At 42.8% G+C, this 20,378-nt stretch carries 15 protein-coding genes and 1 pseudogene; 15 read left to right on the top strand and 1 reads right to left on the bottom strand.

What is annotated here, in order from left to right; genetic code table 11:
• The first annotated feature begins 72 nt into the window (after nucleotides 1-72).
• Nucleotides 73-4,086: a rhombosortase-dependent M36 family metallopeptidase gene (locus tag NFU46_RS12150; protein WP_175081369.1), complete on the top strand. Its 4,014-nt coding sequence runs from the start codon at nucleotides 73-75 to the stop codon at nucleotides 4,084-4,086.
• 479 nt (nucleotides 4,087-4,565) lie between these two features.
• On the opposite strand, the gene NFU46_RS12145 is transcribed toward NFU46_RS12150, so the two are convergent.
• Nucleotides 4,566-6,731, bottom strand: coding sequence for a M3 family metallopeptidase (locus NFU46_RS12145; protein ID WP_251602176.1), 2,166 nt, complete (start codon nucleotides 6,729-6,731; stop codon nucleotides 4,566-4,568).
• A 426-nt stretch (nucleotides 6,732-7,157) separates the two neighbouring features.
• Here NFU46_RS12145 and NFU46_RS12140 point away from each other — a divergent pair, with 426 nt between their 5' ends.
• The 14 genes and pseudogenes from NFU46_RS12140 to NFU46_RS12075 all read left to right on the top strand — a co-directional run bounded on the left by NFU46_RS12140 (nucleotide 7,158) and on the right by NFU46_RS12075 (nucleotide 20,242).
• Nucleotides 7,158-8,489 (top strand): dihydroorotase, encoded by a 1,332-nt coding sequence (locus NFU46_RS12140; protein ID WP_251602174.1) that lies wholly within the window; start codon nucleotides 7,158-7,160, stop codon nucleotides 8,487-8,489.
• A gap of 11 nt (nucleotides 8,490-8,500) precedes the next feature.
• Nucleotides 8,501-9,385, top strand: a complete 885-nt coding sequence (folE2, locus tag NFU46_RS12135; protein ID WP_251602172.1) for a GTP cyclohydrolase FolE2 — start codon at nucleotides 8,501-8,503, stop codon at nucleotides 9,383-9,385.
• A gap of 124 nt (nucleotides 9,386-9,509) precedes the next feature.
• A complete protein-coding gene (locus NFU46_RS12130) occupies nucleotides 9,510-11,669 on the top strand; it encodes a S46 family peptidase (protein ID WP_251602170.1) in 2,160 nt (719 codons plus the stop codon).
• Between the two features lie 186 nt (nucleotides 11,670-11,855).
• Nucleotides 11,856-12,497 (top strand): thermostable hemolysin, encoded by a 642-nt coding sequence (locus NFU46_RS12125; protein ID WP_175081364.1) that lies wholly within the window; start codon nucleotides 11,856-11,858, stop codon nucleotides 12,495-12,497.
• A pseudogene (locus NFU46_RS12120) lies at nucleotides 12,494-13,951 on the top strand (AMP-binding protein); the annotation flags it as partial. The gene NFU46_RS12125 and the pseudogene NFU46_RS12120, both read left to right, overlap by 4 nt.
• A gap of 12 nt (nucleotides 13,952-13,963) precedes the next feature.
• Nucleotides 13,964-14,653: a TenA family transcriptional regulator gene (locus NFU46_RS12115; RefSeq protein WP_208855495.1), complete on the top strand. Its 690-nt coding sequence runs from the start codon at nucleotides 13,964-13,966 to the stop codon at nucleotides 14,651-14,653.
• Nucleotides 14,650-15,426, top strand: coding sequence for an SDR family oxidoreductase (locus NFU46_RS12110; RefSeq protein ID WP_175081362.1), 777 nt, complete (start codon nucleotides 14,650-14,652; stop codon nucleotides 15,424-15,426). Before NFU46_RS12115 ends, NFU46_RS12110 begins: the two co-directional genes overlap by 4 nt.
• A 20-nt stretch (nucleotides 15,427-15,446) precedes the next feature.
• The gene (locus NFU46_RS12105) at nucleotides 15,447-16,094 is read left to right on the top strand and encodes a tetratricopeptide repeat protein (RefSeq protein WP_062565412.1); all 648 of its coding nucleotides are present in this window, start codon (nucleotides 15,447-15,449) and stop codon (nucleotides 16,092-16,094) included.
• Between the two features lie 3 nt (nucleotides 16,095-16,097).
• A complete protein-coding gene (locus tag NFU46_RS12100; RefSeq protein ID WP_063528423.1) occupies nucleotides 16,098-16,757 on the top strand; it encodes a response regulator transcription factor in 660 nt (219 codons plus the stop codon).
• Entirely contained in the window at nucleotides 16,757-18,067 is a 1,311-nt protein-coding gene (locus NFU46_RS12095) for an ATP-binding protein (RefSeq protein ID WP_251602168.1), read from the top strand. Before NFU46_RS12100 ends, NFU46_RS12095 begins: the two co-directional genes overlap by 1 nt.
• 19 nt (nucleotides 18,068-18,086) lie before the next feature.
• Complete coding sequence (locus NFU46_RS12090) at nucleotides 18,087-18,407, top strand: cupredoxin domain-containing protein (protein ID WP_082710931.1); 321 nt, start codon at nucleotides 18,087-18,089, stop codon at nucleotides 18,405-18,407.
• Entirely contained in the window at nucleotides 18,391-19,140 is a 750-nt protein-coding gene (locus NFU46_RS12085) for an iron transporter (protein ID WP_251602166.1), read from the top strand. Before NFU46_RS12090 ends, NFU46_RS12085 begins: the two co-directional genes overlap by 17 nt.
• Nucleotides 19,128-19,832, top strand: a complete 705-nt coding sequence (locus NFU46_RS12080; RefSeq protein WP_251602164.1) for a hypothetical protein — start codon at nucleotides 19,128-19,130, stop codon at nucleotides 19,830-19,832. The genes NFU46_RS12085 and NFU46_RS12080 overlap by 13 nt, the downstream gene beginning before the upstream one ends.
• A 200-nt stretch (nucleotides 19,833-20,032) precedes the next feature.
• Nucleotides 20,033-20,242: a cold-shock protein gene (locus NFU46_RS12075; RefSeq protein ID WP_004587186.1), complete on the top strand. Its 210-nt coding sequence runs from the start codon at nucleotides 20,033-20,035 to the stop codon at nucleotides 20,240-20,242.
• Nucleotides 20,243-20,378 lie beyond the last annotated feature (136 nt).

The following is a 20,378-nucleotide window of genomic DNA, read 5'->3' as shown; positions in this document are numbered from 1 at the left end:
TGTATTGGGTACATTGGGCTTGGTTATGATTGTTAACCGAAAATAAAAATATAACAATAGGGAACGTAAGGAATGTCTCAATTCAAAGTAACAGCTGTTGCTACTATGGTAACGGCTATCTTGGCATCATCTCAAGTACAGGCAAGTGAACAAACTCGCTTTTATAATGCTTCAAGCGTTAGCTCTCAAGTACAATTTAATCCTCAAGTATCTCAGCAACGTGCATTAGCTGAGCGTCGCACTGTTTCGGGTCACAAATCTATTTTCGATGCGCAATTAGGTAAAGCTACGTTCTTATGGAATGCAGTAGGTCAAGCGAAGCCAGATATGGCTATGGTGCTTCCTGAGCAACGCAATGCTTACGCTGCAGATTTTTATTTGAATGCCTTAACAGGTGTTAGTACAGCTAAAAAAGGTGTATCAAGCGCTGTATTAGCAGATTTATCTGAGCAAAAGCTTGGTTCAATTACAGCTAAATACAAGCAAAAAGTTCATGACATTGAAGTATTCAACCGTGAATACAACCTGATCATGGATAAAGAATATAACCTAGTTGCAGGTTCTGGTTATTTCGCTAACACAAGCTCAAATGCAACGCAGTCGTTCGCGCCACTTGCTGAGTTTGTTGGTGCTGAGCAAAGCATTAAACGTGCAATTAAAGAACTTGCTGATATCAATGTGTCTTTAACTAAATCAACTGAGCAAGGTGATTATGTTAAGTACACTGTGTCTAACCAAAGTGGTGACAAAGTTGTATTAGGTCAGCCACGTGCTAAGAAAGTATTCTTTGAAGTGGCGGGTGAGCTGCAATCTGCATACTATGTTGAAGTAGAAGTTGCTGATAAAAACAGCCTAGAAAGCGATTACTTCAGCTACGTTATTGGCGCGCAAAATAGCAAAGTTTATTTCAAGAAAGACTTAAAAGCACACGCGGCAGACTTTAACTACCGTGTATGGGCTGACGAAGATGGTTACCCGTGGGAAGGTCCACACGGTGACGTGATCCCAGCTGATGGTCCAGATCAAATTGATGAAACTGAAATCCTAGATGCACCACTTGTAAGCTTGTCTTACTACAAAAAATTAAGCACGATGGATCCGTGGCTTGCTGATGACGCTACAACAACATCAGGTAACAACGTATTTGCTTATGCTGATGTAATTGCACCTCAAGGTTACACTGAAGGTGACTTCACTGCTGAAACTACATCAGATTACACATTCGATTACCCTTACCAAGTTGATCAAGTAGCAAACAGCTACGACAACCGTAAAGCGGCAATTGTTAACTTGTTCTACATGAACAACTTCTTACACGATTTCTTCTATGACCATGGTTTTGACGAAACATCAAATGTTGCACAAGTATCAAACTACGGCCGTGGTGGTGTAGAAGGCGACCCAATCGAAGCACAAGCGCAAGATAATAGCGGTTTAAATAACGCTAATATGGCAACACCTGCTGACGGTGCAAGCCCACGCATGCAAATGTACTTATACAATTCGAAAGATGCGAAAGTGGGTGTAGATTTCGGTGTGGTTGTAACATCAGATGAAACAATTGGTCTACTTGAGTCTTCTAAAGTATCTGGCTTTGGTCAAATGCAATTTGCTGATATCGCGGGCGAAGTTGTTCGTTTAGTTGATGGCAATGATGTAGATTCTGGTAGCGTAACAGACGGCTGTGAACCTGCAACAAATGCAGCTGAACTGGCTGGCAAAATTGCGCTAGTCGATCGTGGTTCTTGTAACTTCACAGCAAAAGTATTACACGCTCAAGAAGCGGGTGCCATTGGTGCTATCGTTGTAAACAACAACCCAGATACAGATGAGCCAGCGCCAATGGGCGGTGAGGACGATGCAGTTATCATTCCTAACATGGGTCTGAACTATGCTGACGGTCACGCACTTTACGATGGTATCGCTGCAGGCGACACTGTTACTGTTAATATGTTCAACAAAGCAACGTTAAAAGACGGTACGTTAGATAACGGTATTATTGCTCACGAATGGGGTCACTATATCAGTAACCGTTTAGTGGGTAACTCATCAGGTCTTATCAACTTCCAAGGCCGTGCGATGGGCGAAGGTTGGGGTGATTTCCACTCACTGATGTTCATTGCTAAAGCTGATGACATTAACATCCCTGGTAACGACAAGTTCCAAAAAGCTTACGGTAGCGGTACATTCGTAGAAGATTTCTACTATGGTATTCGTCGTGTTCCATATTCAACAAATATGGAAGTAAACCCGCTGTCTTTCCGCCACATTACTGAAAATGAAGGTGCTGATGTAGGTATTGCACCAACAAGTGTTGCTTCACCACACGCAGCAGGTGAAATTTGGGCAACTATGCTTTGGGAAAGCTATGTAGCACTTATCAACGAGCACGGCTTTGAAGAAGCACAAAACCGCATGGCTAACTACTTAGTTGCTGGTTACAAGCTAACTCCGGTTGCTCCGCTATATACAGAAGCTCGTGATGCAATCTTAGCAGCAGCGTACGCAGTTGACCCAGAAGATTACAAACTAATCTTAGGTGCATTTGCTAAGCGTGGTATGGGCTTAGGTGCTGAAGCACCAGAGCGTTTCAGCACAGATTTAACAGGTGTTGTTGAATCTGACAAAATGAAACTTGCTAGCTTCACATTCAAAGATGTGGCAATGAATCCAAACTACAACGGTGCAGAGCTAGGTTATTGTTCAAACGATAACGTGCTAGACAAAGGTGAAACAGGCACATTAACTGTTAGCATCATGAACACAGGTAGTGAAGTACTAACGGGTACTCAAGCACAGTTAACGGTTGTTAGTGGTCACGATGTAACGTTCGAAAATGATGGTTTAATCACATTTGACGATACAAACCCGTACGCTTCACAAACAAGTGCACCTATCACGTTTACACTAAATGATGCAGGCACTGCTGATACACTTGAAATCGAAGTGTCATTCCCAGAGCTTTCTGCTGATGACGAGATTGTTGAAGCTGCAAGCGATACAGTATCTTACCTTGTGAACATGGACTTTGAAGATAAAGCACCAGTTAGCTCACAAACTGCTGACGATATGGAAGTAGCAGGCGCTTCATTACGTGACTGGAAAGAAAACGTAATGACAGGTGATGACTTAGCGGTTGGCACACAAAGCATGGCAACCGGCGGTAATGTTAACTTCTTCAACAGCTTTGGCTTTGGTCTTGGCGAGCAAACCATGTACCTAAACAACAATGACTTCCAGTCAGATGTTGCGGTTGAATCAAGAGAGTTTGATATCGGTTTTGCTGGTGATTTTGAAGTTTCATTCTGGCACTTCTACCTAATCGAAAACGAATGGGATGGTGGTGTTGTAGAGATCAGCGTAAACGGTGGTAACTGGGTAGATGTTACTGAAATGGGCGGCACATTTGATGTTGGTTACGATGGCCCGCTAATCGAAAACGATGCGCAAGCGCTACAAGATCGCGATACCTTCACAGGTAACAATGTTGATGGTAACGGTGTTTATGGTAACTACGAAACAATTCGTTTCGGTACTGAACTAAACGGTAACCGTGCAAAATTACGTTTCCGTATGTCATCAGACAGCGCAGTACGTGAGTTCGGCTGGTGGATTGATAACGTAACTGTTAGCAATGTAACGTCACCAATTTTCTCAAACGTGATTGCTGGTGATGCATTAGCATGTGATAACGCACTACCATTACTTTCTGTATCGGGTGATGAGTCTGTTTCTGAGTCTGCTTCAGGCACATTAACGGCAACAGCGTCAGACCGTAACAGTGATGACACGCTAAGCTACACCTGGACGCAACTAAGCGGTACTACAGCAACACTTACAGGTGCTGACACTGCAACTCTAGGCTTCACGCCAGGCGCTATCTCAAGCGATGACGAGTTAGTGTTTGAAGTAACAGTAAGCGATGGTACAGACTCTGTATCAGAGCAGTTCACTGTTGCCGTAACTAACGAAGCTGAGCCAGTAGAAGAGAAGAAAGTAACTAAATCTAGCAACGGTAGCTTTGGTTTCTTAACACTACTACTTGCACCACTAGCGCTTATCGGCCGTCGCCGTAAACGTAAATAAGACTTTTAAATAGTGATAACAAAGCCCTTACAGTTCGCTGTAAGGGCTTTTTTGTTTTAAGTTAGCGAGAGTAAAGTTAGCGAGGGGAAAGGTGCGAGATACGAGATGCGAGGTAGCAGCGATTTTAAATCGCGTCCTAGAGCCTAGCGCCTGATGTTTTCCGCGTAGGACTGGCTTTAGCCGGGAAGTGTTTTAAGTTAGCGAGGTGCGAGGTACGGGATGCGACTTAGCAGCGATTTTACATCGCGTCCTAGCGCCTAGAACCTAGCGCCTAACACCTATAGCCTAGCGCCTTTTTGTAAGCGTGAAACTTGTTTCGCGCGTCTGACCGCTGACGGCTGACAGCTTCTTAACGTTGGGTTTCGCTGCGCTCTACCCAACCTACGTGAAGAGTCAACAGGTTGAATGCTGTGGGGTTATAAATACTCGATAACCCCACATTTCTGACTTACAGCTTAGAGCTTAAAGCTTAAGGTAAGCTATTGAACCGTTGCTTTTAGGCCGCGGCGTTTTAATAACGCTGAGGTGTCTGGCTCTTGACCACGGAATGCTTTGAACGATTCCATAAGGTCACGAGAGTTACCCACTTCTAAAATTTCTTTACGGTATTTATTACCCATTTCGCGAGTTAAACCACCTTGCTCTTGAACATATGCAAAGGCGTCTGCCGCTAAGATTTCACTCCACATGTAAGCATAGTAACCCGCTGAGTAACCGCCGCCCATTGAGTGTGAGAAGAAGGCTGACTTATAACGTGGTGGTACAAATGGTACATCAACACCATGTTTAGCAAGCGCTTGTTGCTCAAACTTTTCAATGTCTTGTAATGGTGCATCAGCAGAAAGTGAATGCCACTCCATATCAAGTAATGCAGCTGCAACGTACTCTAGGGTATCAAAACCTTGGTTGAAGCTACGTGATTGAATTACTTTTTTCAGTAGCTCATCAGGAATCGGCTCGCCAGTTTTATGGTGTTTTGCATAGTTAGCGATAACTTCAGGGTACATGGCCCAATCTTCTTCAAATGTTGATGGGAACTCAACGAAGTCGCGTGATACTGAGGTGCCAGATAGAGTCGGGTACTTCACGTTTGAGAACATGCCGTGTAAGCCATGACCCAGCTCGTGGAAAATTGTTGTTGCTTCATCATAACTGATAAGCGTAGGTTCGCCATTCGCGCCTTTTTGAATGTTCATAACGTTTACGACAACCGGCTTTTGTTCTTTAAGGCCAGATTGTTTAACGAATGAGCTCATCCATGCACCGCCACGCTTACCTTCACGAGCAAAGTAGTCAGCAAAGAAAATGGCTAAGCTCTTTCCATTTTCATCAAATAACTCATAGGCTTTTACATCAGGGTGGTAAACCGGAATATCGTTACGTGGTTTAAAGGTGATGCCGTATAAACGGTTCATGGTGAAGAATACGCCGTCTTCTAAAACGCGGTTGAACTCGAAATATTCTTTCACTGCATTTTCGTCAAGGTTGTATTTATCTTTACGTACTTGCTCTGCGTAGAATAACCAATCCCATGGCTGTAATTTAAATTGTTCACCTGACTCATCAATCTTAGCTTGAATAGCCGCCGCTTCAGCGTTGACGTTCTGCATTAATGCAGGGATCATACTCGCAAACATATCAAATACAGCTTGTGGTTTTTTCGCCATTTGTGACTCTAAACCAAAATCAGCCCAACTGTCGTAACCTAATAGTTTCGCTTTTTGAGCACGTAACTGAGCAAGTTCTGCCACGATATCACGGTTACTATTTTCGCCCGATAATGCACGCTCAGCCGATGCACGCCATACTTTTTCACGTAAATCACGGTTTTTCAGTGTTGCCAGAATAGGCTGACGTGTGGTGTTTGTGATCTTAATTAGGTATTTACCAGGGTGACCTGCTTCTGCTGCGGCATTGGCAAGCTGCTCAATTTGACCTGCTGGTAAGCCCTCAAGCTCTGCTTTGTCATCCACTAAAACAACATTTGTTTTAGTCAGCGCTAATAAGTTTTGTGAGAACTGAGTTGTTAAGCTCGAGTGCTTTGTATTGATATCACGAATTTGTTGTTTTTGCTCTGCACTTAATTTTGCACCAGCACGCACAAAACGTTTGTAGTAAACGTCTAATAAACGCTTTTCTTCAGCAGTTAAGGCAAGGCTGTCAGCTTCGCTATGAATAGCCGCTACTTTCTCAAACAGTGCTTTATTTAAGAAAATGTTGTCGCTATGAGCCGCTAATTTTGGCGCTAACTCTTTTTGTAATTCACGACGTGCCGGGTTTGAATCCGTACCCGCTAAGTTATAAAAAATACTGCGTGTGCGTGTTAATAGCTCACCACTTTTCTCAAGCGCAACAATCGTATTGGCAAAATCAGGCTTTGCTGGATTGTTGATAATAGCTTGCACTTCAGCCATTTGCTCAGTCATGCCTTTATTAAATGCAGGCATGAAATGTTCATCTTTAATCGCACTGAAATCAGGCGTTTCGTATTGTAATACGCTTTTCACAAACAATGGGTTAGCTTGCTCTTTTGCAGCAACCGATGCTGATTGCTCTGATTTAGGCGTTGATGTTGTTGTTTGCGGTTCTGAACAGGCCGTGAGTAACAGCGCAGAACTGATCGCGGTTGCGATTAGGTGTTTCATAGTTTTTCTCTTGTCATTTTTAAAATTAAATTGTGTCGATATAACCTTGTACATACGTTTTAAGAGCTCTTGATTTGCATAGCGGGTAAAACGAATTACAAAAATGCACTTGTATGAGGCCGGTATCACCATGTTATCAATGAGCCCAGCATACTGTGTCTTATTACAATTGACCTCATACGTTGCGATAAGGTGATTATTGGCTGCGATAAGCCGTTAAAATTCTCTAAGATTGGAAAGCCAATTGTTACTTTGCAGCTTAAATATAAATAGCCTGACCTAATAGATCTTTTTGACTCATAACAGTGTCCAAATAAAAACTTTGTGGTATGTTATATTGTAACAACTTGGTCTGCAATCAATCTTGCCATGGAGTGCATTTTTTTACGATAAGTTGCAAATGTTGCTGAATAAGCAAGGAGTCATATGGCTATCATAATCAAACACGCTTGCGTTGTTAATGAAGGGCAGCGCGCATTAAATGATGTAAGAATTGTTGGTGATCGAATCGCTGAAATTGCCTCAGATATCAGTGCCAAGGCCAATGATGAGGTAATTGATGCAAGCGGTCTGTTGCTATTACCAGGCATGATCGACGATCAAGTACATTTTAGAGAGCCTGGCCTTACCCACAAAGGCACGATCGCCAGTGAATCCGCCGCCGCAGTGGCTGGTGGCATTACAAGTTTTATGGAAATGCCTAATGTCTCACCTTCGACTACCACGGCAAAAGCACTTGCTGATAAATACGCGATAGCAGCGCAAACGAGCGCTGCGAATTATGCGTTTTACTTTGGCGCGACCCCAGACAACCTCGATGAAATTAAAGCTCTTGATGCTAAAAATGTATGCGGCGTTAAAGTGTTTATGGGAGCATCAACAGGCGATTTACTAGTTGAACACCCTCATGCCCTTGAAGCCATTTTTCGGGAAAGCCCAGTACTCATTGCCACCCATTGTGAGCAAGGCGAAGTTATTCAACAAAATCAGCGCCGTTTAGAAAAACGTTATGGCGAGTTACAAATAGAGCATCACCCGTTAATTCGTAATGAGTTAGCGTGTTATGCATCATCATCGTATGCCGTATCGCTGGCAAAACGCTATGGCTCACAGTTACATGTTTTACACCTTACAACAGCAAAAGAACTAGAGCTATTTAGTAACGCACCCATAGAGCAAAAGCACATAACTGCCGAAGCTTGCGTGCATCATTTATGGTTTAACCAAGATGATTACGCAAACTTTGGCAATCAAATTAAATGTAACCCTGCCATAAAATCAGAGCAAGACCGCCAAGCGCTACTCTCAGCAGTACGCGATGGTCGCATTGATATCATTGCTACCGATCATGCCCCTCACACTTGGCAAGAAAAGCAGCAACAATACAGCGCTGCACCTGCTGGTCTGCCATTAGTCGAACATGCATTACTGTCGTTACTTGAGCAGGTAAAACGTGGTGCGTTGAGCCTTGAGCAAGTCGTTGAAAAAACAGCGCATAACGTGGCAAAGCGATTTGCTATCAAAGAGCGGGGGTTTATCAGAGAAGGCTACTTTGCTGATTTAGTTCTGGTTGACCCAAACGCAGAAAAGCACGTTGAGCATACAAACACACATTACTTATGCCAATGGACTCCTTTCAATGGCACCACTTTTTCACACCGAATCACACATACCTTTGTAAATGGTGAGTGTGTCTTTGATGGGCAACAAGTGACCCCGCACAAGCAGGCCGCTATGGCCTTAACATTCAATCGTTAAAAGAAGTCGATATGCAATTACCCGATATTACCTCGCACTCTAATGTAGATTTTCAGTCACCTTTAAAATGGGTCGGCATGGAGAAAATAGCATTGCCTTTGAAGCTTGCACAAACTCATGTTGATGTGCACCTGAATACCAAAGCTGATGTGTTTGTTAGCCTTGATAGCGATGCAAAAGGCATTCATATGTCACGTCTTTATTTATTACTTAATCAGCAGTTGGCTAAACAAAGCTTAACGAGTCAACGTGTTAGTGAGTTTATGGAGGCCGTTTTAGCATCACAAAAAGGCTTAAGTAAAGGCGCAAAATTGGTGCTGCATTTTTATTTACCACAGCTAAAACCAGCGCTACTTAGCAACCATGCCGGATACAATGCTTACCCTGTCGTTTTAACGATTACTAAGCAGCAAACGCTTGCCATTAACTTAAAAGTCGATGTTGCCTACAGCAGCACCTGTCCATGCTCAGCGGCATTATCGAGGCAGCTTTTGAGCGAAGCGGTCGATAAGCAATTTAGTGATGAGCATATAGATAAAGCCTCTTTACTCAATTGGCTTGCAAGTGAACAGGGCTCAATTGCAACTCCCCATAGCCAGCGCTCTTATGCGTATGTCGATGTCACTTTTAGTAGTGAAAAGCTACCTGATATTAGCGGCTTTATCACAGTATGTGAGCAAGCCATAGGCACCCCAGTACAAACCGCCGTAAAGCGTGAAGATGAACAAGCATTTGCTGCCCTTAACGCAAAAAACTTACTGTTTTGCGAAGATGCAGCAAGGCGATTAAAGCAGTGTTTCGAAACCATGCCGGGTATTGCTGATTACCAATTTAAGGTTGAGCACCAAGAAAGCTTACATGGCCACAATGCCGTGGTTTATGAGTCTAAATATTAGGTTCATGAACCTAAAATGGTTTACAAATTTTGACATTAGCGGTCGCAAAATATTGCTATTCATTTTCACAATGATAATGATACGAGCGCTAAAAATGATAAACATAATAAGATAAAGGACGACTATGCGTTTTAAATTTATTGCTGCTGCAGTGGGTCTCGCTGTAGCAAGTGTTGCTGTTGCCGACGAAGGCATGTGGCAACCTCACCAGCTACCAGAGCTTGAATCAGTGTTAAAAGCGAAAGGCTTGAGCATTGATGTAGAGTCAATTTCAAAATTAACAGAGTTTCCGATGAATGCGGTAATTAGTCTTGGTGGCTGTACTGCTTCGTTTGTTTCACCAAAAGGCTTAGTTGTCACAAATCATCACTGTGCCTATGGTTCGATTCAATATAACTCGACTACCGAAAACAATATTTTAGAAAATGGCTTTTTAGCTAAAACAACCGGCGAAGAAGTCCCTGCTGCGCCGGGTTCTCGTGTTTTTGTAACAGAGCAAGTAACCGACGTTACAGATAAAGTAAATAAAGGGACTGAAAAGTTAACCGGTAAAGCACGTTTTGATGCAATTCAAGCAAATGAAAAAGCACTTGTTAGTGAGTGTGAGCAAGACAAGAGCTACCGCTGTAATGTGTATACTTTCCACGGTGGTCTTGAGTATTACCTTATTAAATCGCTAGAAATTAAAGATGTACGTTTAGCGTATGCACCTGCTATGGGCGTAGGTAAATACGGCGGTGATATCGATAACTGGATGTGGCCGCGCCACACGGGTGATTTCTCGTTCTATCGCGCCTATGTTGGCAAAGATGGTAAGCCAGCTGAATATTCAGAAGATAACGTGCCGTACCAAAGTGATGCGTTTTTAAAAGTAAGCGCTAAAGGCGTACAAGAAGGCGATTTTGTGATGGTTACCGGTTATCCGGGCAGCACAAACCGTTACCGTATTTCGCCTGAAGTTGATTACGTGTTTAACACAGCTTACCCATTAGCGCGTAAATATAACTCTAAATATGTCTCGTTAATTGAAGAAAATGCGCCTGAAGGCTCAGAGGCACGTATCGCTTATGAAAGCACGATTGCGGGTTATAACAACTATATTAAGAACTATGGCTCAATGATTGAGAGCTTCAATAAAGGGTCAATGTATAGCCGTAAGCAACAATTCGAAAAAGATCTCACTGGGTGGATCAATGAAGATAGTAAGCGCAAAGCCAAATACGGACACGTACTTGCTGATTTATCTGCGCTAGTTGCACAGTCGCAAGAGCATAACCAGCGCGACCGCATGTTAGGTTACGTACACCGCTCACAAATGATCTCAACTGCTCGACGTTTATACCGTTTAGCTTACGAAAAACAAAAGCCAGATGCTGAGCGCGAAAGTGGTTATCAAGAGCGTGATATGCCACGTATCGAGTCTCGTTTAAAAAGCATGAGCCGTCGTTATGATGAAGCCGTTGATAAAGCTATTTTACTGTACTTTATTGAGCAATATGCTGCATTACCTAAAGACGAACGAGTTGCAGAGGTTGATAAAGCTCTTGGTCTAACTAACGGTTTTGATAAACAAAAGCAGCAAGCCTTGCTTGATGATATGTATGCTAAATCGGTTCTTGCAGATGAAAGCAAACGTTTATGGATGGCAGATCTTGACCTTGCTCAGTTAAAGCAAAGTAGCGATCCATTCATTCAGTATGCGCATGCAATCTTTGCGGTCACAAAAGATATTGAAGATGCGAAAAAAGAACTGGCTGGTAAACAGCAAGCTGCTCGCCCTGCATTAATGGAAGCAATCATCGCTTATAACAAGGCACTTAATAAGCCAGTTTATGCTGATGCTAACAGCACCTTGCGTGTAACTTACGGTACGGTAGGCGGCTATTCACCGCAAGATGGCTTAGTGGCAACCCCCTTTACATCTTTAGAAGGACTACTTGCTAAAAACACCGGTGTTGAACCATTCAACTCACCAGAGAAACAAAACGAGTTAATTAAGCAAAAGCTTTATGGTGATTACACCGGCGGTATGAATACGGTTCCGGTTAACTTTTTATCGAACGTAGATACCACAGGTGGTAACTCAGGTTCACCAACGCTAAACGGTAATGCTGAGCTCGTTGGTTTGTTATTTGATGGTGTTTACGAAAGCATTATTGGTGATTGGGATTATGATGAAAACTTAAATCGCTCAATTCACGTTGATTCACGATACATGTTATGGGTGATGGATAAAGTTGATAATGCTCAAAACTTACTTAAAGAGATGACTATCGTTAAGTAATCTAAGTTTAACGTTAATTTAAGCATTAAAATGCCAGTCTAACAGACTGGCATTTTTGTTTTTTATAAAAATAAAAGTACTGGATTTCATAAGGTTGAAAAATATTTATAAAAATTAATTTTTCTTAAGTTTTATTTAAGTTTCGCTCGATAAATTTTACACATAACCTAAGTGGAGCGAACAATTATGCTTTCAGTTCAACAATCACATCAAACTCAAGTTCAAGAGCCTGCCTTTGTTTGCATGCGTGAAGGAGGCCAATTTCGTGACCGCCTTGAGCGTAATATTAAGCAAGGTTTTGCTGCAGCCTATGACGCGAAAATTTCGCAGTTCATGCCGCTTCTTTGTGAGCTTAATGTTGATGATGAAGTATGTACGTTAGGCCTTCGCTCTGCATCACAACCTTTGTTTATTGAACAATACCTCCCTGCGTCTATTGAGCACTTTGTTGGTGCCAAGCGTGAGCACATTTTTGAGCTAGGTAATTTATGCTCAACGCATCGAAAAGCCACCTTGGCACATTTTGTTTTAATGAACGAAGCACTCTATCAAGCAGGAGCAAATTATTTAGTGTTTTGTGCAACCCGTAAAGTGAGAGCGCTATTAAAAATGCTGGGTGTCAATTGCAAAGAAATCGGCGTTGCCAATGCACAAGCACTACAAGATCCAGCAAGCTGGGGTAGCTATTACGACAATCAACCAACCATTTGTGTGGTTGACCTAAACGAAGCTCATCAGCGTGTATTAAACACCCCAGTTTTATTCAATATCAAACAGCAGTATTTGCAGTCATCGCGTGAGCTTGCTGTATTTTTGGAGGCGTTATGAGTTGGTTAACACAGTTACCACATAAAGATAGCGATACCTTAATGGTTTGCCACAAAAGCGATGGTGTGCGCTCACTAACTAAACAAGAATTTACTGAACAAGTGACTCGCTTGCTACCTACCTTGGCAGAATTTGATGCCCAGGGTGTTGCTTATCAATTAGATAACACGCCTGCTTGGTGGGTATTAGAAGCTGCGCTTAGCGAGCTTAAAAGAGTGGCTATTCCGCTACCAACGTTTTTTACGGCTCAGCAAGTAGCGTTTGGTTTGCAAAATAGCGGAGCAGGTCTATTTGTATGTGACCGTGCTTACGAAGGTGAGCATGCAAAGTTAGTGGCGTTAGTAGATGTATGTAAGCATTACCCTTTATATGTTTACCAATTGAGTAATACACAGCCTGTGCCATATTTTGCAAACACGCAAAAGATTACCTTTACGTCTGGCTCAACGGGCACACCAAAAGGCGTGTGTTTATCGCTTGAAAGCCAATTGCAGGTGGCAACATCACTTTATCAAAGCATTGGTTTAGAAAAACCAAACCATTTATGTTTACTGCCGCTACCTGTTTTGCTTGAGAATTTAGCCGGTGTGTATGCGCCGCTATTAGCGGGTGGCACGGTTAACTTAGTGCCTTTAGCTGAACTTGGTTTTTCAGGTGCACAGCTACTTGAACCACATAAATTAATAGCCGCAATTGAACGTACTGAGCCAAACACTCTTATTTTAGTGCCTGAGCTACTGACTTGTTTAGTGGCTTTTGCAAAGCAAGGCTGGCAAGCACCTAAAAGCTTAAAGTTTATTGCAGTAGGTGGCGCAGTTGTAAGCCAAGCGCTTATTAAGCAAGCTCGTGAGCTCGGTTTGCCGGTTTATCAAGGTTATGGTTTATCTGAATCTTCATCGGTGGTGAGTTTAAACACTCGCGATGATGATGACATTGACACCGCAGGGCGAGTACTTAAGCACATTCAATACAAAATTGAAAATGGCCAGCTTTATATCAAAGGCTCATTGTTTTTGGGGTATTTAGGTCAAGCAGCACAAGATGCTGATGACTGGTATGCAACTGGCGATCTCGTTACTGAGCAAGCAGGTCGCTTGGTTATTCAGGGCCGCTTGAAAAATCAGCTGATCACCAGCTTTGGGCGCAATATCAGCGCCGAGTGGCCAGAGTCGTTATTGCTTAGCCACAGCCAAGTGCAACAAGCAGTGGTGATTGGCGAAGGTCAGGCATTTTTAGTCGCGCTTATCTATGCAAACCAAGCGATGAATGACGCTGAACTTGCTGCCCATATTATGGCACAAAACGCGCAACTACCCGAATACGCACAGATCAGAAAGTGGCATCGAATGGCAGAGCCTATGAGCCACACGCAAGGTTTATTAACCAGCAATAATCGCCCTAAACGCGATGTTATTAATCAATTTTTTGCTACAGAGATTTCAGCACTTTATCAAGAGGCGACCAGCATGAGTCAATTTTTCAATACATTACAAGCCGAAACACAGAAAGAACGTGACTACCTTTTAGCTGCGCCGATTATTGGCCGCGTTTTTAAAGGTGAAGTAAGCCTAAGTGAATATGCATCGTTCTTAACGCAAGCTTATCACCATGTTAAGCACACTGTACCACTGTTGATGGCAGTCGGTGCAAAGCTGAGCGATAAACAAGAGTGGCTGCGCGAAGCTGTTGCAGAATACATCGAAGAAGAGTTAGGCCACCAAGAATGGGTGCTAAACGATATTGCAGCATGCGGTTTTGATAAAGAGCAAGTGCGTCATTCTCGTCCACAGTTTTCGACCGAGTTAATGGTGTCGTACGCCTACGATGCAATTAATCGCGGTAACCCATTGGCATTCTTTGGCATGGTTCATGTGCTTGAAGGCACTTCGATTGCATTAGCCGATAATGCAGCAGGGCAAATCCGTGAGGTTGTAGGTTTACCTAAAAAGGCGTTTACCTACCTTACTTCGCACGGTGCACTTGATATTGAACACGTGAAGTTTTTCGAAAACCTCATGAACAAAATTGATAACGAGGACGACCAGCAAGCCATCATTCACGCCGCAAAATGTTTTTATAAATTGTACGGCAATATTTTCCGTGACCTCGATTCAGAACCTTTCTTTAGCGAGGCTGACTTGGAGCAAAGCGCATGAGTAGCCCAGTTTGTGTGCTAACCGGTGCAACAGGGGGCATTGGCCGGGCTATTGCCCTTCGCCTTGCAAAAGAAGGTTGGCGTTTATTACTCGTTGGTCGAAATGTGAAGGAACTTGCTGCACTGCAATTGGAATGTGGCAATGATGCTGAGTATTTTCAGGCTGACCTTAGTAACAGTGAATCTCGCGATGACCTAGCTAAGTTTGCTCAGCAGATTGGCGGGGCAACGTTACTAATCAATAACGCAGGCGTTAATGTAATGCAGGGGTTTAGTGAAATTAGCGAACAGCAAATTGATCATCTGTTAAATATAAACCTACATGTGCCTATTAAATTGTGTCAGCTGTTTTTACCACAAGTGACCCGCAATAAAGGCACGATTGTCAATATTGGTTCATCGTTTGGCAGCATTGGTTATCCGTATCAAACTTTGTACTGCGCAAGCAAGTTTGGCCTAAGAGGGATGACCGAAGCCCTTGCCAGAGAGCTCAGCCACAGCGATGTGAAAGTATTGTATTTAGCACCTCGAGCCACCGATACCGCGATTAATTCGCCGCAAGTACGCGCGATGAACAAAGAGCTGGGTAACACCATGGATCCGCCAGAAAAAGTGGCTGATGCATTAATAGATTTAATTAAATCAAAAAAACGTCGTCGTTTTATTGGTTTTCCAGAAACATTATTTGCCCGTATTAACGGCGCATTTCCATCACTCGTTGATAACGCAATAGCAAAACAACTTCCTAAAATTAAAAGTTTTTTTGCCAACTAAATTGATCAAGGTGAATGATTATGACTAAACTAAATTTAAAAGCCCTAATGATGTTAGGTGTTATCATGGCTGCGCCTGCTAAAGCCGACTTTAATAGCGATTTAAGTTCGGTGCAAAAGCAGTGGGCAGTGGTTAATTACGAATTAGTTGACGATGCGCAGTTAGATGCATTCGAAAAGTTAGCGAGCGAAACCGCAGAGTTTAGCAAAGCCAACGACCAGCAAGCAGCCAGCCATATTTGGTACGGTATTGTGTTATCGAGCTATGCAGGTGCAAAAGGGGGCTTAGGCGCGCTAGGTCTTGCAAAAGATGCGAAAGCACAATTTGAAAAAGCGCTAAGCCTAGATCCAAAAGCGCTTGATGGCTCGGCATACACAAGCCTTGCAACCTTATACGGTAAAGTACCAGGTTGGCCAATTGGTTTTGGTGATGACGATGAAGCGAAAAAACTGTTTAAGCAAGCGCTTGAGCTAAACCCGCGTGGTATCGATAGCAACTATTTATATGCGTCATTCCTATATGACGAGCGCAAGTATAAATCAGCTAGAGAGTTTTTATTGGTTGCACAGCAAGCGCCAGCGCGCCCTGAAAGACCCAAAGCAGATCTTTACCGCCAACAAGAAATTACTAAACTATTGGCTAAGGTAGAGAAAAAAATAAAGAGATAAGCTATGCATTTATTGCTCGTTGAAGACGACCATTTAGTGGCAGAAGGCCTGTGTCGTTCTTTACGTCAACAAGGATACAGTGTTGAACATAGTTCGACCGTTAAGTCAGCGATGCAATGGCTGCAAAATGATGAAATTGAGCTGGTAGTCCTTGATTTAGGACTACCAGACGGTGATGGTATCGACATTTTAAAACACATCAAAAAGCATCGTAAAAACCTGCCCGTGGTGATTTTAACTGCTCGGGGCAGTATTGATGATAAAGTCATGGGGCTTGATTTAGGTGCTGATGACTACCTAGCAAAGCCCTTTGATCCCGCTGAGCTGTTTGCCCGTCTTCGGGTTGCCAGCAGGCGTGTGACCCAAGCACAAACCAGCACTTTAAAAGTTGGTGATGTTGAAATGGACACCGCCGCTTTTACCGTGAGCTTTCAAGGTGAGCCAGTAAACTTGCCGCGCAAAGAGTTTATGCTCCTTAAAGCCTTGCTAGAAAACCAAGGTCGCGTGCAATCAAAACAGCAGTTAGAAAGTAAACTGTACGAATGGGGCGAAGAGGTGGGGTCTAATACCATCGAAGTACACATTCATCACTTGCGTAAAAAATTCCCAAAAGAGTTTATTAAAACCTTGCGCGGCATTGGTTATGTGGTGGGTAAACGCTAGTGTCAATTCGTAAAAGGCTGACTCTACTTATATTGTCTATGGTGATCTTAACCTGCTTTTTGGCATTTACTAAAGGTTACCGTGAAAGTATGAATCAGGCTGAAGCACTGCTCGATAACGAGCTGGTAACGCTGGCACATGTGTTAATCGAGCAGCCACTCAGTAAAGAAACCCCAGCTTATACCAGTGATTTACCGCAGTTATTGTTTCAAGTTTGGGTTGATGATAGCTTGGCCTCAAGCTCAAAATCATTGCAGCAAAATCTTAGCAATCAAAGTCAGTGGCAAACTGGGTTTAGTGTTGAGAACTTGGCTGGGCAACGAGTCAAAGTGTATCGCTTAAGCGAAGGCAATAAGCGGGTGCTTATTGCAGAGCCTTTGAGTAAACGTGTGGCACTAACCGAAACTGTGATTTTGTCGGCCATGACGCCGCTGTTATGGAGTGTGCCTATCCTTGCTCTCCTTATTAGTGTGTTTGTAAAACAAGGGCTTGCGCCACTAACTCGGTTATCAAATCAACTCAAACATCGTCAAGCAAATGACTTTACAGCTATTCCTTGGCAAACCCCAGAGCAAGAAATAAAACCCGTAATTAGCCGCTTAAACGATCTATTCAAACGAGTTGAAAGTGCTTATTTACGAGAGCGCTTTTTTGCCTCAGATGCGGCCCATGAACTGCGTACCCCGCTCAGTAGTTTAAAAATCAATGTGCATAATTTAGTAGCTCAAGGTATTGAGAGTATTGAGCTTGATGCGATGGAAAAAGGCGTTGATAAGCTGAGCAATATCGTTGAACAAATGCTGATTTTGGGGCGTACCTATCCAGAGCAATGGCAAGCGCAATTTAGCCCCGTGTCGGTGTTAGAAATTAGCCAGCAGGTTGCCTCACAACTTTATGATCGTATTGACGAAAAAGAGCACACAATTAGCATTGATGGCGATGATTTTATCATCGCCGGTGACGAATTCACCTTAGTTACTTTGTTTGGCAATTTACTGAGTAACGCCATAAAATATACCCCAGCTGCGGGAGAGATTTGTATTACTCTGAAAACCGAAAACAATCGTTTTATCTGGCAAATAGATGACTCGGGCCCCGGTATTGATGAAGCTCAAAAACAGCGTATTTTTAACCGTTTTTACCGTATGGGTGGCGATAAACATCCCTCTGGTGAACAAGGAGCCGGGCTTGGTATGGCCATTGTTGAACATATAGTGTCGATTTATAACGCTGATATTGCTTTAGCTGACAGTCACCTTGGTGGCTTGCGGGTGAGTGTCTCTTTTATGCAAGGAGATGTCAGTGAATAAATGGATTTTGGCAATTTCTATGTTGTTACTATATATGTCGTCTTGGCTTGCCTATGCCAAAGAGTACAAGCTGATTTTAAAAGATCACTTGTTTTACCCAGCTGAAATTAAAGTTCCTGCCAATAAAAAGCTACGTTTACTCATCGAAAACCAAGATGACACGCCAGAAGAGTTCGATAGCTTTGACTTAAACCGCGAAAAAGTGCTTTATCCGGGGCGCACAAGTGTCATTTATATCGGACCACTCAGCCCCGGGCGTTATGACTTTTTTGGTGAATTTTCGCCTAATACAGCCAGAGGAACTGTCGTGGCTACGGAGGTGAATGATGCTGATAACTAGTTTATTAATGAGCATTAATCAGCTTTTGCCTGTGGTGATTTTAGCCGTGCTTTTGAGTTTAATTGTGCCTTTAAGTCAGCGCCAACTGAGTATTTATGCAGTGATTGGTACGCTACTAAGCTTAGTGTTTGTGCAAGGCGCTGCTTGGCTGAGTCAGTTATTTGATCACAGAGGCTTAGAGTTTATTCAAATGCTACTGTGTATTGTCATCTTTATCGCTGCATTAATTAGCTGTCAGCAACGAAGCATAGCGGCTGCGCTGGCCTTGATTGCAACCATGACCTTGTATTTAAGCCATTATATGATTTATTTAGTCAGTTTTTGGCACAGTAAAGATACTGCTGAGCCATTGATACTGGGTACATCTTTAGGTGTGGGCATTTGTATTAGCTTTGGCGTGTTGTTGTTCTTTTTGCTTGAGAGTATTGCTAAGCGCGTAGGCGAGCAGCCATTGGTTGTGTTGCTTGCCTTAAATGCAACAGCAAAGCTATTGATATTTCTTGATTTAGCAAGTCAGATCGATTTACTCGATGTGACCTCAAATTATTTAGATTGGCGTGGGTTTTTAGTTGAAAACTCAGAGCTTGGGCGCGTATTAAAAGCCTTAGTAGGTTACGAAGCTACGCCAAGCAAAACCGCGCTATGGGTGTATATCATTGCTACGTTGGGGTTTATCGCTTTAGCCCACGTTTTAAAAATTAAAAAGACCAAGGAGCCAGTATGCGGTTCTTAATAGTTAGTTTAAGTTGCTTGTTTTTATTAAGTATTAGCCAAGTTGCTCAGGCTGATGGCATGGTAGTTGATAAAGTGTATCACCCTTATGTATTGCCTTTTGAGCGTGAAGTTGAGTGGCGTTTGGTATCCAGACAAACAGATAGCGGCAATGTGCTTGCACAGCGTGCAGGCTTTGGCGGCGCAATTAACGACACCATGAGCCTTGAGGGCTACTTAGTTGGCGAGCGCGATGATAACGGTGACTTTGGTTTATCTTCGTATGAAGTGGAGTTACGTTGGCAGTTGGTCGAACAAGGTCGCTTGTGGGCCGATTGGGGAGCGTTATTTGAGCTTGAAAAACAGCATACACTTGATGCATACGAAGCAACGACAGGCTTTTTATGGGAAAAAGAGTTTGGCCGTACAAGCCTGACTATGAACGCATTTTTAGTGTATGAATGGGGGGCTGATATTGAAAACGAGTGGGAAAGTGAGTTTCGCTTACAGTATCGTTATCGCTATCGTTCGGCTTTTCAACCATCGATCGAAATATACGCGGGTGAGGACTTTATTGGAGTAGGTCCTGGCTTTACTGGCTTACACAGATTTAGCCCTAAACGCCAGTTAAAATGGGAAGCAGGTTTTATTAGTGAGCTTAGCCAATCAGGCAAAGATCATAGCTTTCGCTTGGCTTTAGAGTTTGAATTTTAATGTCGATAGTGTTTGACTTATCAAACTAACTCTATATAGTGGGCACCAGCTGGAAAGAAAGCGTGTAATTAATAAATCTTTATTTCGTTGTTGTATAAGTAATACTTGTAGTACCGTCCTGAAGTTTTTAAGTACCATCTCATTTTTTGCTACACCCGCCCACCAGGGCATGTTTAATTTTTTATATCAGGAATAATACTATGTCTAACATCGTATCAGGTACAGTTAAGTGGTTTAACGAATCTAAAGGTTTTGGTTTCATCGAGCAAGAAAATGGTCCAGACGTTTTCGCTCACTTCAGCGCTATCAAAAGCGAAGGTTTCAAAACTTTAGCTGAAGGCCAACGTGTAGAGTTCACTCTTTCACAAGGTCAAAAAGGTCCTCAAGCGGATAACATCACTCCGTTATAATTTTTACTTTTAGTAAAAGTTAAGAAGAAGCAAGCTACGGCTTGCTTTTTTTATGCCTAAAAATTGACTGAGCTAGTGAATATTTCTATATTTAATGCAGCTATGTCATTAGAGTGTATTAATTATCTTAAAATAT

The organism is Pseudoalteromonas sp. NCCP-2140 (genome assembly GCF_023708065.1).
GTDB lineage: Bacteria > Pseudomonadota > Gammaproteobacteria > Enterobacterales > Alteromonadaceae > Pseudoalteromonas.
Note: the sequence above shows the minus strand (reverse complement) of the source record. Positions and strands in the feature narration are given on the sequence as shown.

Bases quoted from the DNA above. Each gene is read 5' to 3' on its own strand.
- NFU46_RS12130 (WP_251602170.1), top strand. From the start codon at position 9,510: ATGCGTTTTAAATTTATTGCTGCTGCAGTGGGTCTCGCTGTAGCAAGT.
- NFU46_RS12140 (WP_251602174.1), top strand. From the start codon at position 7,158: ATGGCTATCATAATCAAACACGCTTGCGTTGTTAATGAAGGGCAGCGC.
- NFU46_RS12115 (WP_208855495.1), top strand. From the start codon at position 13,964: ATGAGTCAATTTTTCAATACATTACAAGCCGAAACACAGAAAGAACGT.
- folE2 (WP_251602172.1), top strand. From the start codon at position 8,501: ATGCAATTACCCGATATTACCTCGCACTCTAATGTAGATTTTCAGTCA.
- NFU46_RS12110 (WP_175081362.1), top strand. From the start codon at position 14,650: ATGAGTAGCCCAGTTTGTGTGCTAACCGGTGCAACAGGGGGCATTGGC.
- NFU46_RS12080 (WP_251602164.1), top strand. From the start codon at position 19,128: ATGCGGTTCTTAATAGTTAGTTTAAGTTGCTTGTTTTTATTAAGTATT.
- NFU46_RS12125 (WP_175081364.1), top strand. From the start codon at position 11,856: ATGCTTTCAGTTCAACAATCACATCAAACTCAAGTTCAAGAGCCTGCC.
- NFU46_RS12105 (WP_062565412.1), top strand. From the start codon at position 15,447: ATGACTAAACTAAATTTAAAAGCCCTAATGATGTTAGGTGTTATCATG.
- NFU46_RS12100 (WP_063528423.1), top strand. From the start codon at position 16,098: ATGCATTTATTGCTCGTTGAAGACGACCATTTAGTGGCAGAAGGCCTG.
- NFU46_RS12145 (WP_251602176.1), bottom strand. From the start codon at position 6,731: ATGAAACACCTAATCGCAACCGCGATCAGTTCTGCGCTGTTACTCACG.
- NFU46_RS12150 (WP_175081369.1), top strand. From the start codon at position 73: ATGTCTCAATTCAAAGTAACAGCTGTTGCTACTATGGTAACGGCTATC.
- NFU46_RS12090 (WP_082710931.1), top strand. From the start codon at position 18,087: ATGTTGTTACTATATATGTCGTCTTGGCTTGCCTATGCCAAAGAGTAC.
- NFU46_RS12075 (WP_004587186.1), top strand. From the start codon at position 20,033: ATGTCTAACATCGTATCAGGTACAGTTAAGTGGTTTAACGAATCTAAA.
- NFU46_RS12085 (WP_251602166.1), top strand. From the start codon at position 18,391: ATGATGCTGATAACTAGTTTATTAATGAGCATTAATCAGCTTTTGCCT.